This window comes from Rhodococcus sp. CH91 (genome assembly GCF_022554085.1).
GTDB lineage: Bacteria > Actinomycetota > Actinomycetes > Mycobacteriales > Mycobacteriaceae > Rhodococcus.
This window is the reverse complement of the sequence record NZ_JAKFYR010000007.1, coordinates 231,924-247,602: the sequence shown is the minus strand read 5'-3', so window position 1 is coordinate 247,602 and position 15,679 is coordinate 231,924. Positions and strand designations below refer to the sequence as shown.

The following is a 15,679-nucleotide window of genomic DNA, read 5'->3' as shown; positions in this document are numbered from 1 at the left end:
CTCGCCCCTGGAAGCCTTCCGCCCGGAAACCGCCCGGGTGGAAGGCTTTTTTCGTCGGATCGGCCCGAGTGGAGCGATTCCCGCGTTCCGGTCACCGAAAGCGCTCCGGTGTGTATCGTCTCTCCCCATCGAGAGCGACATTCTCGATAGCGCATATCTCTCGTCTCATCCTGCAGTACGACCCTCTGGTCATTCGACGGAGCGAGGAGACGCATGACCGAGATCGCAGCACCCGTGGTCGGCGGGAGCGTGGGCACGTCCGTTCCGCGGGTCGAGGACCTGCGGTTGGTGACCGGTGCCGGAACGTTCGTCGACGACGTCACCCGCCCCGGGATGGTCCACGTGTGCTTCGTGCGCAGCCCGTTCGCCCGTGCGCGCATCGTGGATATCGACGTCTCGGCCGCTGCGGAACTCGACGGGGTCGTCGCCGTGTACACCGCGGCCGAACTCGGACCCGTCGCACACCAGATCTCCTACGCGCTGGATATGCCCGGTCTTCCTCCCGTGCCCCGGCCACCTCTCGCCGAGGAGGAGGTGCGATTCGTGGGCGACCCGGTCGCGATGGTCGTCGCCTGCGACCGGTACGTGGCGGAGGACGCGGCCGCACTCGTCGACGTCGACTACGAACCACTCGAGCCAGTGGTGGACTACACCACCGCCGACACGTCCCCGCACCTGGTGCACGCCGGGTTCGCCGGGAATTCCGCCGGCGAGATGGCCGGTCGTCCGGCCTCCGACCTGGATCCGATCTTCGCGTCCGCCCCACACGTGGTGGAGCAGACGATATTCCAGCAGGCCTACATTCCGGTGCCGATGGAGACCCGCGGGATCATCGCGGAATGGTCCGCCCCCACCGCGGAGATGACCGTGTGGATCTCGACGCAGTCACCCCACGAGGTACGGGGCTTCTGCGCCCGACTCCTCGGGATCGACGAGCATCAGGTGCGCGTGATCGCCCGCGATACCGGCGGCGGCTTCGGTCTCAAGGTGGCGCCGCTGCGGGAGGAGATCTGCGTGCAACTCGCGGCCCGCACACTCGGCGGCGCCGTCAAGTGGATCGAGGACCGGCAGGAAAACTTGATGGCGTCGGGAATGGCACGCCACGAACATGCCGATGTGCGAATGGCTTTCGATTCCGACGGCCGGATCCTCGCCGCCGGCATCCACCACGTGCAGAATGTCGGCGCGTATCCGACACCCTCGCCGATCACCGCGGGTGTGGTCGTCGGCCTCCTGTTTCCTGGGCCGTACCGGATCACCGACGCGTCGTTCGGTTCGAAGTTCGTGTACTCCAACACGGTCGGGCGACTGGCCTATCGCGGACCGTGGCAGTTCGAATCGGTCACCCGCGAACTTCTCCTCGATCACGCGGCCCGCCGGATCGGCATGGACCCGATCGAACTTCGCCGGCGCAACATGGTGCGGCAGGAAGACCTGCCGATGATGAACCCGAACGGCATGCCGCACGACCACGTCTCTCCGCTGGAAACCCTCGAACAGGCGGTCGAGATGCTGGGCTACGGGCAGTTCCGCGCCGAACAACGTCTCGCCCGCGAGCAGGGCCGCTATCTCGGCGTAGGCACGTGCACGTATCTGGAGCCGACGACGGGCAGCACCGCCTTCCACAGCACCGAGGGTGCGACCATCCGGATCGAACCGTCCGGCAAGGTCAACGTGTACGTGGCGGGCGGCTCGGCGGGAAACAGCATCGAGACCACCGTCGTGCAGTTGACCGCGGACGCACTCGGGGTCTCCCTCGCGGATGTGCGCACGATCCAGGGCGACACCTCGATCACCCCGTTCGGCGGTGGCACCGGCGGCAGCCGATCGGGGTCGATGACCGCCGGCGCGATCGCCGAGACCGCGTCGGTACTGCGGGAACGGATCGTGGCGATCGCCGCGCACCGTCTGGATGTTCCCCGCGAAGAGATCGTGTTCGCCGAGGGGGTCGCCACGCTCCGGGACGATCCGGGAGTTCGCCTGACCCTCGCCGAGATCGCCGACATCGCGTATTTCCAGGGCGACGGACTCCCGGCCGGTGTTCCACCGGGACTCGAAGCGAGCGGCCGGTACCGCACGCCACACATGGCGATCTGGGCCAACGCGACGCATCTGTGCACGTGCGAGGTGGACATCGACACCGGGAAGGTGACCCTGCTGCGGTACATCGTCAGCGAGGACTGCGGCGCCATGATCAATCCGAAGGTGGTCGAGGGCCAGATCTGCGGAGGTGCCGTCCAGGGCATCGGCGGAGCGCTCTACGAACACCTGGCCTACGACGATGACGGCAATCCCCTCGCGACGACCTTCATGGACTACCTGCTCCCGACCGCGACCGAGGCACCGACGATCGAGATAGGTCACATCGAGACACCGAGTCCTGGGCCGGGCAACGTCAAGGGAGTCGGTGAGGGCGGCGCGATCGGGGCGACCCCGGCCGTGCTCAACGCTGTAGCGGACGCGTTGAGTCCGTTCGGATTCGAGATCTCCCACCTTCCGCTCTCCCCGGCCAGGATCGTCTCGACGATCGAGCGGTCCCGCACCGACAGCACGGAGGCCCTGTGAAACCCGCGGCGTTCGACTACCACAGCCCGCACACCCCTGCCGAGGCAGTCGACCTGGCCGCCCGGTTCGGTGACGAGGGAAAGTTCATCGCCGGCGGACAAAGCCTGATGCCGCTGCTGGCCCTGCGACTCGCGGCGTTCGGGCATCTCGTCGACCTGCGCTGCCTCACCGAGTTGCAGGGCGTCCACGCGGACGGGGAGTCGGTGCGGATCGGAGCGATGACCACTCACGCGAGGGTGGGGCGAGATGCCGGCATCCGGCGGCTGGTTCCACTCCTGGCCAGGGCCACCCCGCTGATCGGGCATTTCCAGATCCGCAACCGCGGCACCCTCGGCGGGTCCCTCGCGCACGCCGATGCTGCCGCCGAATATCCGGCGGTCGCGATGACGCTGGACGCCACGATCGGCACCCTGTCCCCCCGGGGCCGGCGCACCATCGCCGCAGCCGACTTCTTCCACGGTATGTGGACCACCGCCCTGGAACCGGACGAGCTCGTCACCGATCTCACCTTCCCCGTCCTGCACGGGCGGCGCGGTTTCGCGATCGAGGAGTTCACGCGTCGCAGCGGCGATTTCGCGATCGCGGGGGCTGCGGTGGCAGTGCGGCTCGACGCCGATGCACGGATCGGACGGTGCGCGATCACCGTCTTCGGGCTGTCCCCTGTTCCCATACGTGCCCGCGCCGCGGAGTCCGACCTGATCGGCCGAGCGGCGACCGAGATCGAGGCCACCGATCTCGGAGTCGCGGTGACCGAACTGTTCGACGCGGCGCCGTCGGACATCCACGGCACCGCCGGCTACCGACGGCGAGTGGGCGCCGTGATGGTCGCCCGCGCATGGACACGAGCGTTGGAGGAAGCCCTGTGACCGACATCGACATCCGAGTGCGCATCAACGGTGCGAGTCGCACCGATCGCGTGCCGCCGCGTCTGACTCTGGCGGACTACCTGCGTGATCGCTGCGGGCTCACCGGGACCCATCTGGGATGCGAGCACGGGGTCTGCGGTTCGTGCACCGTGCTGCTCGACGGAGACGCCGTGCGGGCGTGCCTCGTGTTCGCCGTGCAGGTGGACGGATCCGAAGTCACGACCGTCGAAGGACTCGCCGGGCCGGACGGAGAACTGTCGCCGGTCCAGGCGGCCTTCCGCGACGAGTACGGTCTTCAGTGCGGCTTCTGCACGCCGGGTTTCATCGTGTCCGTCACCGCATTCCTGCGGGACAACCCCGATCCGGGCGACGACGAGATCCGCGACGGACTGTCCGGAAATCTGTGCCGGTGCACGGGTTACCAGGGCATCGTTCGTGCCGTCCGGGCCGCGGCACCGGCCCGGCACGGCCGCCTGGTTGCGACAGGAACCGAAACCGAACCCGCCGGCGACAGCCTGCCGGGACCGCATTCGACGAAAGGTCGTTCATGAAGGTCCGAGGCGATCCGATCGTCTGCCAAGGACACACGCTGTGCGCGATGCGTGCTCCCGCAGCATTCGAACTCAGCGATGTGGACGGGCACGCCACGGCACCGTTCACCGACGTACCCGCAGGACAGGAGGATGCGGTCCGAGAGGCGGCGCACTCCTGTCCGGAACGAGCGATCACCCTGTCCTGACCCCGGCATCCACGTCCGACCGACAGAGGAACCACTGTGAGCATCGACGAATCCGTAGACGATCGGGACCGCAAGAAGAACCACTACCACTTCGATCGGCACGCCCCCGGCTACCGCGACCGCTTCGAAGAGATCACCCACGAACTCCACGCCGGATGTCCACTCGCTTGGACCGACACCTACGACGGGCACTGGGTGGCGAGCGGCGCCGACGTCGTCTTCGATCTCGCCCGAAGCCCGCAGGTGTCCAACGACCACGACGTCCACGGCCTGCGCCGCGGATACAAGGGCATCTCGATCCCCACGGCACGTCGCGCAGCCATGGTGCGGGGCGGCATCCTCGAGATGGACGATCCCGAGCATCGCATCTACCGGGCGGTGCTCAATCCGTACCTCTCACCTGCCGCGGTGCGGCGGTGGGAGCCGTTCATCGACGACATCGTCCGTGCGGCACTCGACGAGAAGATCGAGGACGGACACATCGACTTCGTCGACGATCTCGCCAACATCGTGCCCGCCGTGCTCACCCTCGCCATGCTCGGTATCCCGATCGCTCGCTGGTCGATGTACAGCGAACCCGTCCACGCGGCGGTGTACACACCCGAGGATTCGCCCGATATGGAGCGTGTCGCCGCCCTACACCGCGAGATGGGCATCGACCTGCTCACCAACCTCGTGGAGATCAAGGAGAATCCGCGCCCGGGCCTCGTCCACGGACTCACAGAACTGCGTATCGACGGCGAACCGGCTCCGGACATGGAACTGCTCGGCATGCTCGGCCTGCTCATCGGTGGCGGCTTCGACACCACCACGGCGCTCACGGCTCGCTCCCTCGAATGGCTGTCCCGGCATCCGGATCAGCGTGAGCTGCTCAGCCGCGAACGCGCCACTCTCCTCGATCCCGCAACAGAGGAATTCCTCCGGTACTTCACGCCGGCGGCAGGCGACGGACGCACCGTCGCCGAATCCTGTGAGGTCGCCGAGACCCGGCTGCGCGAAGGCGACCGACTCTGGCTGTCGTGGGCGATGGCCAATCGGGACCCCGCGGTCTTCCCGCAACCGGACGATCTGATCCTCGACCGCAAAGGCAACCGGCATTTCAGCTTCGGTCTCGGAATCCACAGATGCATCGGCTCGAACGTGGCGCGCACCGTCTTCAAGTCGATGCTCACAGCAGTGCTGGACCGCATGCCGGACTTCCGTTGCGACCCGGAAGGAACCGTCCATTACGACACGATCGGGGTGATCCAGGGCATGCGCGCGCTTCCGGCCACATTCACCCCCGGTCCACGCCTGGGCCCGGGCCTCGACACCACCCTCGACCGGCTCCAGCGCGTCTGCGACGAGCACGGCCTCGCGGCCCCGGTGACCGTGCGCCCCGAGGCCGCTGTGGTGAGCTGACGGTCGGGCCGGTTGCGCGGCGGTCGCAGAGGAGCGAGCCGGACCCACCGGCCACCGCGACGCCTCAGCCGGGTGAGCGTTCCTCACGTGGATCCGACTCGGTAGCCGTGTCGGGGCGCTCGTCGTTCGAGGGCTGCTCGGCCATGTCCGCGAAGGCCGTGCCGGAGACCATCCCGTTCGTCCCCGGCACGACTGCGGTTGGCCGGGCGCCCGGCTCGTACATCCGGTCGATCTCCTCGGCCCGCTCCTTCGCCTGTCGTTTCGTTTCCTCGTCGAGCTGTTCCCCGCCCTGCTGACCTTCGGCGTCGTTCATGGTCCGCCCCCTTCCCCCGCGCGGCACCGGCCCCGCACGGGCCGATTCGGGTGTGACGGTTCCAGGGTGCTCCCGATCGGGGTGCAGGAGGGCCCGAACGGACACCGAAGTTCGCGGGAACGATCCTCGGTGGGCTCGCCGCGGGTACGCTCGATGCCCATGACGAGCTCGCTCGGTCGAGCACGAGGACGGTGACACCGTGGCGGAACTCGTACTGGGACCGGTGCTCCGGCACATCGGTCCCACCGACGCGACAGTCTGGGTCGAAACTTCCGAAGCCTGCACGGTGCAGGTACTCGGCAGCTCGGAACGGACATGGACCGTCGCAGGCCATCACTACGCCCTCATCGCGATCCGAGATCTGGAACCAGGATCGGTCACGCCCTACGAAGTGGACGTGGACGGGCGGACCGTGTGGCCGGCGGCCGGCGACGCCCCACCGTCGATCCGCACCCCGGCCGGCGACGGCGACGACTTCGCGCTCGCGTTCGGCTCCTGCCGGGTAGCGACGACCTCCGAGGACGAGGAGTCGGCCGGCCCCCTCGGCAAGGACGCCCTCGTCGCCTACGCGCAGCGCATGCGCGAGCGGCCGAGCGACGAGTGGCCCGACGCCCTGCTGTTGCTGGGCGACCAGGTGTACGCCGACGAACTGTCGCCCGAGATGAAGCGGCGGGTCGGTGAGCGGCACGACCTGTCGGAACCTCCGGGCGCGCAGGTCCGGAATTTCGAGGAGTACACCTGGCTGTACGAGCGGTCCTGGTCGGAACGGAATGTCCGGTGGTTGCTGTCGAACGTCCCGACATCGATGATCTTCGACGACCACGACGTCCACGACGACTGGAACACGTCGTACTCCTGGCGACGCGAGATGGAGGCATCCTCGTGGTGGGAGGAACGCATCGTCGGGGCCTTGGCGTCGTACTGGATCTACCAGCATCTCGGGAACCTCTCCCCCGCCGAGCTGACCGAGAACACGCTCTACGACCGGGTACGGAACTGTCCGGGTGACGCCGAACCCATACTGCGCGCCTTCGCCTCCGGCGCGGACGAGGAAGCGGACGGGAGCGTGGGCACGAGGTGGTCCTACCGGCGCGATTTCGGCTCCGTGCGATTGCTCGTGATCGATTCGCGGTGCGGGCGGGTGCTCTCACCCGACCGGCGGGACATGGTGTCGGATCCGGAGTTCGACTGGATCGAGGAGCAGATGGCGGGCGGCTACGATCACCTGCTGATCGGGACGTCGCTGCCGTGGATTCTGCCGCGCGCGATGCACGACGTCGAGGCATGGGACGAGAAACTCGCCTCCGGCGCGCGTGGCGATCGACTCGCACGGTGGGCCGAAAAACTCCGCCGCGCCGCGGATCTCGAGCACTGGTCGGCCTTCCGCGACTCGTTCGAACGGCTCGCCCGCTTGCTGCTCGACGTCGGCTGCGGACGCCGGGCAGGGGCGTCCGGTCGCGCGCCGGCGACGATATGCGTGCTCTCGGGCGACGTGCATCATGCCTATACGGCGCGCGTCCGTTTCGACACACCGACCGAGACCGCGATCTACCAGTTGACGTGCTCCCCGTTGCACAACCATGTGCCCGCGGTGATCCGCACGGCGTTCCGCCTCGCGTGGAGTCGCGCGGCGGAACGTGGTGTGCGCCTGATGCTGGGCCGCGTGACGACGGTGCCCCCGACTTCCTTCTCGTGGTCGAGGATCGGCGGACCGACCTTCGGAAATCAGATCGCCACGCTGCGGACGTCGGGCCGCGCCGCGCATCTCACCGTCGAAAGAACGCTGGTCGGCTCGGACTCGGGCCGGTTCGAGACCGTCACCGATCTGTCGCTGACGGACAGCAGCGCGGCCCGCGGACAGTCGTCCACCGGCGCAGCGCTCGGGCATGCTCGGTGAGGTCCTCGGGCAGGCGGACGACACCGTAGAATTCTGTAATTCACCGTCTTCCGTCTCGTCCGAAACTTGCATCACTCGACCGTCCTCCACTGTCGTGAATATTCCTGGGACAGCCGGGGTACCTGAGTCAGGGTTTGGAAACACCCGACCACGGGAGGAACACATGCTCGTCCGGAGAATCGCGCGGCCCATGCTCGCGTCCGTTTTCATTGCCGGGGGTATCGATGCCCTACGGAAGCCCGAGCCGAAGGCGGGCGCCGCGCAGCCCGGGCTCGATCAGGCGGTGAACGCCCTGCCCGGGTCTGTCACCGACAAGCTCCCCAGTAATCCCGAGACACTCGTACAGATCAACGCCGCCGTCCAGATCGGCGCCGGCGCCCTGTTCGCGCTCGGCAAGGCCCCTCGACTCTCCGCCCTCGCCCTGGCCGGCACCCTGGTGCCGACCACGCTTGCGGCCCATGACTTCTGGAACGAACAGGATCCTGCTGTCCGTGCCCAGCAGCGCACCCAGCTCATCAAGAACGTGAGCTTGTTCGGCGGGTTGCTCATCGCGGCGGTCGACACCGAAGGGAAGCCGTCACTCGGCTGGCGAGGCCGCCGTGCTGCCCGGCGCGCGCAGGAGTCGGTTGCCGCCGCACTGCCGAGCCATTCCTCGGACAGCCCCGGCAGCGAAGCGCTGCACACGGTCGCCGAACGCGTGAAGGCACTGACCGACGAGGCCGGCGAACAGGGGGGTCATCTCCTCGGTATCGCCAAGGAGCGCGCGCCCGAGCTGGCGGAAGCAGCGCGCGAACGAGGAACCGGCCTGCTCGAGGTGGCACGCGATCGAGCGCCGGTGCTGACCGAGAAGGCACGTGATCGCAGCGCCGAGATTCTCGGTGTCGCCCGTGACCGCGCCCCCGAACTCGCCGAGGGCGCCCGCGAACGCGGCACCGAGCTGCTGGATCTGGCGCGCGAACGCACTCCCGAACTGGCCGACGCCGCCCGCAAGCGCGGCTCCAAGCTGTGGGACACGACAGTCGATCGCAGCGCGGAGTGGACGAAGCTCGCGGAGGAGCAGTCCGCCGTCCTCAACGCCCGGGCGCTCGCCGCGACGGAGAAGGCCCGCCTGCGCGCCGAGGCAGCGCGCAAGCAGGCCGCGAAGGCGGAGAAGAAGCTCGCGAAGAACCTGAAGAAGCTCGAGAAGTAGAAGGCAGAGCCGAGCCTTCGGCGGCGCTGCGGGCGTGCGACCTCGTCGCACGCCCGCAGTGCTGTGAACAGGCTTTCTGCTCGTTTCCGCTCGCCGCCGACTAGACTTCTCGGGCACTTCGTCGACGCGTCGCCCCACGCACGACGGAGCGTTCTCGTTCTGCCTATCCCCGAGGAGTACCTGTGCCGGTTGATGGCGCGTCCCATCCGGAGCTCGATCGCGAGCAGGCCTATGTGGCGATGCTCTACACGCATCTCGACGGGTTGCGCGATTATGCCCGCACCCGCTTGACCCGCGTGCTGAAGGAAACGGGAGGCACCCCTCAGGCGCGCAGCGAACGCGAATCGTTCACGCAGATGTACACCGAGGACATCGCGAAGTACGACGCTGCGGAGCACGGCCTGTGCTTCGGCCGTATCGACGTCCGGGCCGAGGAGTCCGAGCCCACCGGCACCGACCCGGAGGTGTCCGGCGAGGAGACCCGGTACATCGGCAGGCTCGGCATCCTCGACGAGGAGAACGACTACGAGTCGCTGTTGCTCGACTGGCGGGCCCCGCAGGCCCGGCCGTTCTACCTCGCCACTCCTGCCGCCCCCGACGGGGTCGTCCTGCGCCGGCACATCCGCAGCCGTGGCCGCAGGGTCACCGCCCTGCACGACGAGTATCTCGACCTCGATGCCGCTCTCGAACACGCGGACAGCCGTCCGGCCGGTGGTGTGGCGGGCGAGTCTGCGCTGCTCGCAGCCCTCAACGCCGCACGCACCGGGCAGATGCACGACATCGTCGCGACCATCCAGGCGGAACAGGACGCGGTCATCCGATCCGAGCACCGCAGCGTCCTCGTCGTCCAGGGCGGCCCGGGGACCGGCAAGACGGCTGTGGCCCTGCATCGGGCGGCCTATCTGCTCTACACCTACCGCAAACAACTCGCCAAGAGCGGCGTGCTGATCGTGGGCCCGAACACCCGTTTCCTGGACTACATCGGCCAGGTGCTGCCCTCGCTCGGGGAGACCGGGGTGCTGTTGTCCACCGTCGGCGACCTGTATCCCGGTGTCACGCCGACCGTCGAGGACGGTCCCGAGGCGGGCGAACTCAAAGGCTCCCTGGACATGGTGAAGGTGCTCGAGAAGGCCGTCCGCGACCGGCAGGAGGTTCCCCGCTCCCCCGTCCGCCTGAGCTTCGACACCTACGCGCTCACACTCGACCGCAAGATCGTCACCCGCGCTCGTGGGCGTGCCCGCTCGTCGCGCCGACCGCACAATCTGGCACGGCCGATCTTCGTCAGCGGAGTGATCGACGCCCTCGCCGACCAGCTCGCAGGGATCATCGGCTCGAACCCGCTCGGCGGGGCGAATCTGCTGAGCCGGGAGGACATCCACGACATCCGCTCCGAGATGCGTTCCGATCCCGATATCGTCGCCGCGATCGACGCTCTGTGGCCGGAATTGTCTCCGCAGGAAGTGCTGTCGGATCTGCTGGCGTCACGCGAGCGGATCGCGTCGGCGGCTCCTGCACTGTCCGACGACCAGATCGACGCATTGCACCGACCCGGTACCGCGGGGCACTTCAGTGCCGCCGACGCTCCCCTGCTCGACGAACTCGCCGAACTGCTCGGCGTCGACGATGCCGCGGAACGCGAGCGTGCGAAACGCCGGTGGCGCAAGCAGATCGCCGACGCCCAGGGCGCACTCGACATCCTCACGGGTTCGGCGCCGCAGGATCTCGAGGACGATCTGGACCCGGAACTGCTCATGGCCTACGACCTCATCGATGCGAGTCAGTTGGCGGAACGCCAGAACTATCGCCGCTACGAGACCACGGCGGAACGCGCCGCCGGGGACCGCACCTGGACCTACGGTCACGTGATCGTCGACGAGGCGCAGGAGCTGTCCGCGATGGCGTGGCGAACGATCATGCGGCGCATACCGAACCGCTGGATGACGCTCGTGGGCGACACCGCCCAGACCGGTGATCCGGCGGGAACGGAGTCGTGGCAGCGGATTCTCGAGCCGTATGTCGCGAACCGGTGGAAGAAGACCGAGCTGACGGTGAACTACCGGACGCCGGCGGAGATCATGCGGATCGCGCACGCGGTGCTCGCGGAGATCGATCCCGATCAGATGCCGCCGCAGTCGGTCCGCGAATCCGGATTCGAGCCGTGGGCACACCGCGTCGACGCGGACGCGCTACTCGACGCCGTGAGAACAGCACTCGACGCCGAGACCGGGCCGGGAACGACCACTGTGCTCGCCCCGGCACGACTGGCCGGGAGCTGGCAGCATCTGGCGTCCGATTCGGTCACGGTCGCGACCGTGAAGGAGGTCAAGGGTCTCGAATTCGATGCGGTGCTGCTCGTCGAGCCGACGGAGATCCTCGCCGATTCCTCCCGCGGTCCGAACGATCTGTACGTCGCGCTCACCCGTGCGACCCAGCGTCTCGGCGTGGTCCACTCGTCGCCACTGCCGGACGTGCTCTCCGGTCTCGCCGCGGCGACACACGACTGAGATCTCCCGTGGACGGTGCCCGAACGGTACCGTCCATCCGGGTCGTTACGGGGACGGACCATCGGTGGAGGGGACGAGCAGTGGCCTGTCGGGCAGGGGACGGGAACCAGCGGGCCGGCAGAACGGTGGGTCCGGCGTTCGTGGCGGTGATCGGGGCGTTCGTCACCGCCGCGTGCGGATCGATCGCGCCTGCGCAGGAGGAGGCACGTGCTGCGGCCTCCACCGTGTCGACGGCACCCTCGGCGGACCCACCCGACGCCCGGTTCCTGCGCGTCAGGGACGCGCTGGATTCGTCCGGCCTCGTGGCCGACGTCAACGACGACACCGTCCTGGCGGTGGTGCGCGGGGTGTGCGACCAGCTGGCCGCGGGGGTGCCGGAGCACGACGTCCTCGCCACGCTCCGGCCGATCGCCGCGTACGCGGCAGCGGCCTCGGGGACGAGCCTGTCGGCGGACGACGCCGCCGTGCTCTACCTCGAGACCGCTCGCGATACCTACTGCTGATCCTCAGCGGACGGTGTGCACCACCAGCACGTCGCACAGGGCCTTCCGGGCCACGTCCGAGGGAACGGAGCCGAGCAGCCGGCCGGTGAGCGTGTTCAGTCCGCGGTTGCCGATGACGATGAGGTCGGCGTCGACCTCGTCCACCAGTGTGAGCAACGACTCGACGGGGGCACCCACGATGGGTCGTTCGGAGATCTTCCGAGCGCCGGCAACGGTCGCCTTCTCCCGTGCGGTGCGCAGGATCTCGTAGGTCGGCGCAGAGCCGGTGACCTGGTAGGCCTCGTCCCGCAGTGCGTCGGCGGCCTGCGCGGTGTCCTTGGGATCGGCCGGATAGTAGGCGCAGGCGATCACCAGTTGGGCGCCGGCGTCCCCGGCCAGAGCGGCTGCCTTCTCCACGGCCCGATACGACGACTCGGAACCATCGGTTCCGACGACTATGGTCCGGTAGGCGCTCATTCATCCTCCATCGAGTGTGTGGTCCATCGACGCGTGCCGTCGATGCTGCCGACGGAGGACACCCACGCTCCCCCGCCCTACGCTGCGTAGACAGTAGCGGGACGGACGGTCGGTGTGGGACGTTTAGGTCTCATCCCACATTCACGCTTGACGTTACCGCGCGTCACCGTAACGGGGGCCGAACAACCCGCCGGGGAGTATTCCCGCGTCCACGAACGCGTCGCGCCACGGCAAGGCGAGATCGAGCAGTCGTTCGGCGCCCTCCTCTCCGAGCGCCCGCCACGGAGCGGCGGCGAGGTCGTCGGTCAGATCCTCGACGAGTTCGCGCACCTCGAATCCCTCGTCGGTGAGGTCACCACGACGATCGAGCAGGCCCCGCGCACGCAGGCCCGCTTCGGCGTCCGCCCACTCGCCCTTCGTCCACCCGCGCAACGTGCGTGCGGGTCCCGGAGCGAACCCGATACCGGTCGCCGTGTGGGTGACGAGCGCGTCGAGACCCGACAGCCCCGCCGTCTGCAGAGCGGCGATGTGTCCGTCCCCGCGGTACTCGCGCAACAAGGTCAATGCGTGCCACAACTGCAGGTGGGCGGGCTCGGGCCAGGGCAGATCCGCGTAGGCGGCGTACAGCGGGCGCCCCTCCGGCCCGGGAATCGCACGGGCGGCCGCGGACACGAGTCCGGCCGCTTCCTCCATCTCCGCCGATCCGAGCACATCCGGCCCGAGTACCCGCAGATAGACGGCGTCGATCCCGCGCAGTCGCGCTCCGATGACCGCGTCCGGCGCAGCGACCGTCCACACGCCCGGAACGGCCGACTCGATCAGGCGGGGCGCGAAGTTGTAGAACATCGCCGTCACCACACCGGCGCCGACAGCGCCGACCGGCGCGGACCGCGCACCCACATATTGCGGCGCGGGTTCACCGACGCCGAGCGCTGCGAGTTCGCCGCCGATCTCGGGAGCGAAATAGGCGACCGAGTGCAGAAGTTCGAGTGCACGGGCAGCACGCCCGGCCGATGAGGGCTCCATGGGTTGCGACCCTACCGAGCCCGCCCGTGCGCCCCTACTTCAGACCTGCCGCGTCCATGCCCCGCAGTTCCTTCTTCAGGTCGGAGATCTCGTCGCGCAGTCGCGCGGCGAGCTCGAACTGCAGATCGCGTGCCGCCTGCATCATCTGGTCGGTGAGTTGCTGGACGAGATCGGCCAGTTCGGCCCGTGGCATCGTCGAGGTGTCGCGACCTTCGACTACACCGGAGCTGACCGCGCGCCCGGACTCCCCCTGAGCGCGGCGACCGCGCGATGCGTTGCGTCCGGAACCGCCCACTTCGACGATCTCGGTGTCGTCGGCCTCCTGATAGACCTGATCGAGGATGTCGGCGATCTTCTTGCGCAGCGGCTTCGGATCGAGACCGTGTTCGGTGTTGTAGGCGATCTGCTTCTCGCGGCGCCGTTCGGTTTCCTCGATCGCTCGGGCCATCGAGTCGGTGATCTTGTCGGCGTACATGTGCACCTCGCCCGAGACGTTGCGCGCCGCGCGGCCGATGGTCTGGATCAGCGAGGTCGTCGACCGCAGGAAGCCTTCCTTGTCGGCGTCGAGGATCGCGACGAGCGACACTTCGGGAAGATCGAGGCCCTCACGGAGCAGGTTGATGCCGACGAGCACGTCGTATTCGCCGAGCCGCAACTGCCGCAGCAGTTCGACGCGCCGCAGGGTGTCGATGTCGGAGTGGAGATAACGCACCCTGATACCGAGTTCGAGCAGATAATCGGTGAGGTCCTCGGCCATCTTCTTGGTGAGGGTGGTCACGAGTACGCGCTCGTCGCGTTCGGCCCGTTCGCGGATCTCGTGCACGAGATCGTCGATCTGGCCCTTGGTGGGCTTGACGACGACCTGTGGGTCGACGAGACCGGTGGGGCGGATGACCTGTTCGACGAACTCGCCACCGGTACGGCCGAGTTCGTAGGGCCCGGGGGTGGCGGACAGATACACCGTCTGCCCGATGCGCGCGGCGAACTCCTCCCAGGTCAGAGGCCGGTTGTCGACCGCCGACGGAAGCCGGAACCCGAAGTCGACGAGATTGCGCTTGCGCGACATGTCGCCCTCGTACATCGCGCCGATCTGCGGCACCGTCACGTGCGACTCGTCGATGACCAGGAGGAAATCCTCCGGGAAGTAGTCGATGAGCGTCGCCGGGGCGGATCCTGCCGGGCGGCCGTCGATATGGCGGGAGTAGTTCTCGATGCCGGAACAGAAGCCGACCTGACGGATCATCTCGATGTCGTACTGGGTGCGCATGCGCAGCCGCTGGGCCTCGAGCAGCTTGCCTCGGTTCTCGAGATCGGCGAGTCGCTCCTCGAGTTCGGCCTCGATGTCCTTGACGGCGCGTTCCATACGGTCGGGGCCGGCCACGTAGTGCGTGGCGGGGAAGATCCGCAGGGAATCGACCTTGCGTACGACATCGCCGGTGAGCGGGTGCAGGTAGTAGAGCGCGTCGATCTCGTCGCCGAAGAACTCGATCCGCACGGCGAGTTCCTCGTAGGCGGGGATGATGTCGACGGTGTCGCCCTTGACGCGGAACGAGCCGCGGGTGAACGCGGTGTCGTTGCGGGTGTACTGGACGTCGACGAGCAGTCGCAACAGCGCGTCGCGCGGCACCTCGACACCGACTTCGAGCTGGATGGATCGGTCGAGATAGGACTGCGGGGTGCCGAGGCCGTAGATGCAGGACACCGAGGCGACCACCACGACATCGCGGCGGGACAGCAGGGCGGATGTCGCCGAGTGCCGCAGCCGCTCGACGTCGTCGTTGATCGAGGAGTCCTTCTCGATGTAGGTGTCGGTCTGCGCGATGTACGCTTCCGGCTGGTAGTAGTCGTAGTACGAGACGAAGTACTCGACCGCGTTGTTGGGCAGCATGTCCCGCAGCTCGTTGGCGAGCTGCGCGGCGAGGGTCTTGTTGGGCGCCATCACGAGGGTGGGACGCTGGACACGCTCGATGAGCCACGCGGTGGTCGCGGACTTGCCCGTACCGGTGGCACCGAGCAGGACGACGTCCTTCTCGCCGGCCTTCAACCGGCGTTCGAGCTCGTCGATCGCGGCGGGCTGGTCGCCGGCCGGCTCGTACTCGCTGACGACCTCGAAGCGGGTCTCGGTGCGCTCGATCTCGCCCACCGGCCGGAACTCGGAGTGGGCGACGACGGGATGTTCACTTGCGAACGCCATGCCCACCAGAGTAGGCGCTCCCCCCG

Annotated in this window: 13 protein-coding genes; 9 read left to right on the top strand and 4 right to left on the bottom strand. The window is 68.1% G+C overall.

Annotation, left to right across the window (positions count from 1 at the left end):
* The first annotated feature begins 213 nt into the window (after window positions 1-213).
* The 5 genes from MOM01_RS15605 to MOM01_RS15585 are packed head-to-tail and all read left to right on the top strand — an operon-like array spanning window position 214 to window position 5,571.
* Window positions 214-2,565 (top strand): xanthine dehydrogenase family protein molybdopterin-binding subunit, encoded by a 2,352-nt coding sequence (locus tag MOM01_RS15605; RefSeq protein WP_241386326.1) that lies wholly within the window; start codon window positions 214-216, stop codon window positions 2,563-2,565.
* Window positions 2,562-3,431: an FAD binding domain-containing protein gene (locus MOM01_RS15600; protein ID WP_241386325.1), complete on the top strand. Its 870-nt coding sequence runs from the start codon at window positions 2,562-2,564 to the stop codon at window positions 3,429-3,431. Before MOM01_RS15605 ends, MOM01_RS15600 begins: the two co-directional genes overlap by 4 nt.
* A complete protein-coding gene (locus tag MOM01_RS15595; protein WP_374112312.1) occupies window positions 3,401-3,982 on the top strand; it encodes a (2Fe-2S)-binding protein in 582 nt (193 codons plus the stop codon). Before MOM01_RS15600 ends, MOM01_RS15595 begins: the two co-directional genes overlap by 31 nt.
* A complete protein-coding gene (locus MOM01_RS15590) occupies window positions 3,979-4,170 on the top strand; it encodes a ferredoxin (RefSeq protein WP_241386323.1) in 192 nt (63 codons plus the stop codon). The genes MOM01_RS15595 and MOM01_RS15590 overlap by 4 nt, the downstream gene beginning before the upstream one ends.
* 36 nt (window positions 4,171-4,206) lie before the next feature.
* Window positions 4,207-5,571: a cytochrome P450 gene (locus tag MOM01_RS15585; protein ID WP_241386322.1), complete on the top strand. Its 1,365-nt coding sequence runs from the start codon at window positions 4,207-4,209 to the stop codon at window positions 5,569-5,571.
* Between the two features lie 64 nt (window positions 5,572-5,635).
* On the opposite strand, the gene MOM01_RS15580 is transcribed toward MOM01_RS15585, so the two are convergent.
* Window positions 5,636-5,884 (bottom strand): hypothetical protein, encoded by a 249-nt coding sequence (locus MOM01_RS15580; RefSeq protein ID WP_241386321.1) that lies wholly within the window; start codon window positions 5,882-5,884, stop codon window positions 5,636-5,638.
* Window positions 5,885-6,083: 199 nt separating this feature from the next.
* Here MOM01_RS15580 and MOM01_RS15575 point away from each other — a divergent pair, with 199 nt between their 5' ends.
* The 4 genes from MOM01_RS15575 to MOM01_RS23360 all read left to right on the top strand — a co-directional run bounded on the left by MOM01_RS15575 (window position 6,084) and on the right by MOM01_RS23360 (window position 11,977).
* Window positions 6,084-7,781 carry an alkaline phosphatase D family protein gene (locus MOM01_RS15575; protein ID WP_241386320.1) on the top strand — a complete coding sequence of 566 codons (1,698 nt, stop codon included), beginning with the start codon at window positions 6,084-6,086 and terminating at the stop codon, window positions 7,779-7,781.
* Between the two features lie 163 nt (window positions 7,782-7,944).
* Window positions 7,945-8,970: a DoxX family protein gene (locus MOM01_RS15570; RefSeq protein ID WP_241386319.1), complete on the top strand. Its 1,026-nt coding sequence runs from the start codon at window positions 7,945-7,947 to the stop codon at window positions 8,968-8,970.
* Between the two features lie 239 nt (window positions 8,971-9,209).
* Complete coding sequence (locus tag MOM01_RS15565) at window positions 9,210-11,474, top strand: HelD family protein (RefSeq protein WP_241386373.1); 2,265 nt, start codon at window positions 9,210-9,212, stop codon at window positions 11,472-11,474.
* A gap of 80 nt (window positions 11,475-11,554) precedes the next feature.
* On the top strand, window positions 11,555-11,977 hold the full coding sequence (locus MOM01_RS23360; RefSeq protein WP_241386318.1) for a DUF732 domain-containing protein: 423 nt from the start codon (window positions 11,555-11,557) through the stop codon (window positions 11,975-11,977).
* A gap of 3 nt (window positions 11,978-11,980) precedes the next feature.
* On the opposite strand, the gene MOM01_RS15555 is transcribed toward MOM01_RS23360, so the two are convergent.
* The 3 genes from MOM01_RS15555 to uvrB all read right to left on the bottom strand — a co-directional run bounded on the left by MOM01_RS15555 (window position 11,981) and on the right by uvrB (window position 15,653).
* Complete coding sequence (locus tag MOM01_RS15555) at window positions 11,981-12,433, bottom strand: universal stress protein (RefSeq protein WP_241386317.1); 453 nt, start codon at window positions 12,431-12,433, stop codon at window positions 11,981-11,983.
* Window positions 12,434-12,586: 153 nt separating this feature from the next.
* Window positions 12,587-13,459 carry an SCO6745 family protein gene (locus tag MOM01_RS15550; RefSeq protein WP_241386316.1) on the bottom strand — a complete coding sequence of 291 codons (873 nt, stop codon included), beginning with the start codon at window positions 13,457-13,459 and terminating at the stop codon, window positions 12,587-12,589.
* Between the two features lie 34 nt (window positions 13,460-13,493).
* Entirely contained in the window at window positions 13,494-15,653 is a 2,160-nt protein-coding gene (gene uvrB / locus MOM01_RS15545; RefSeq protein WP_241386315.1) for an excinuclease ABC subunit UvrB, read from the bottom strand.
* Window positions 15,654-15,679 lie beyond the last annotated feature (26 nt).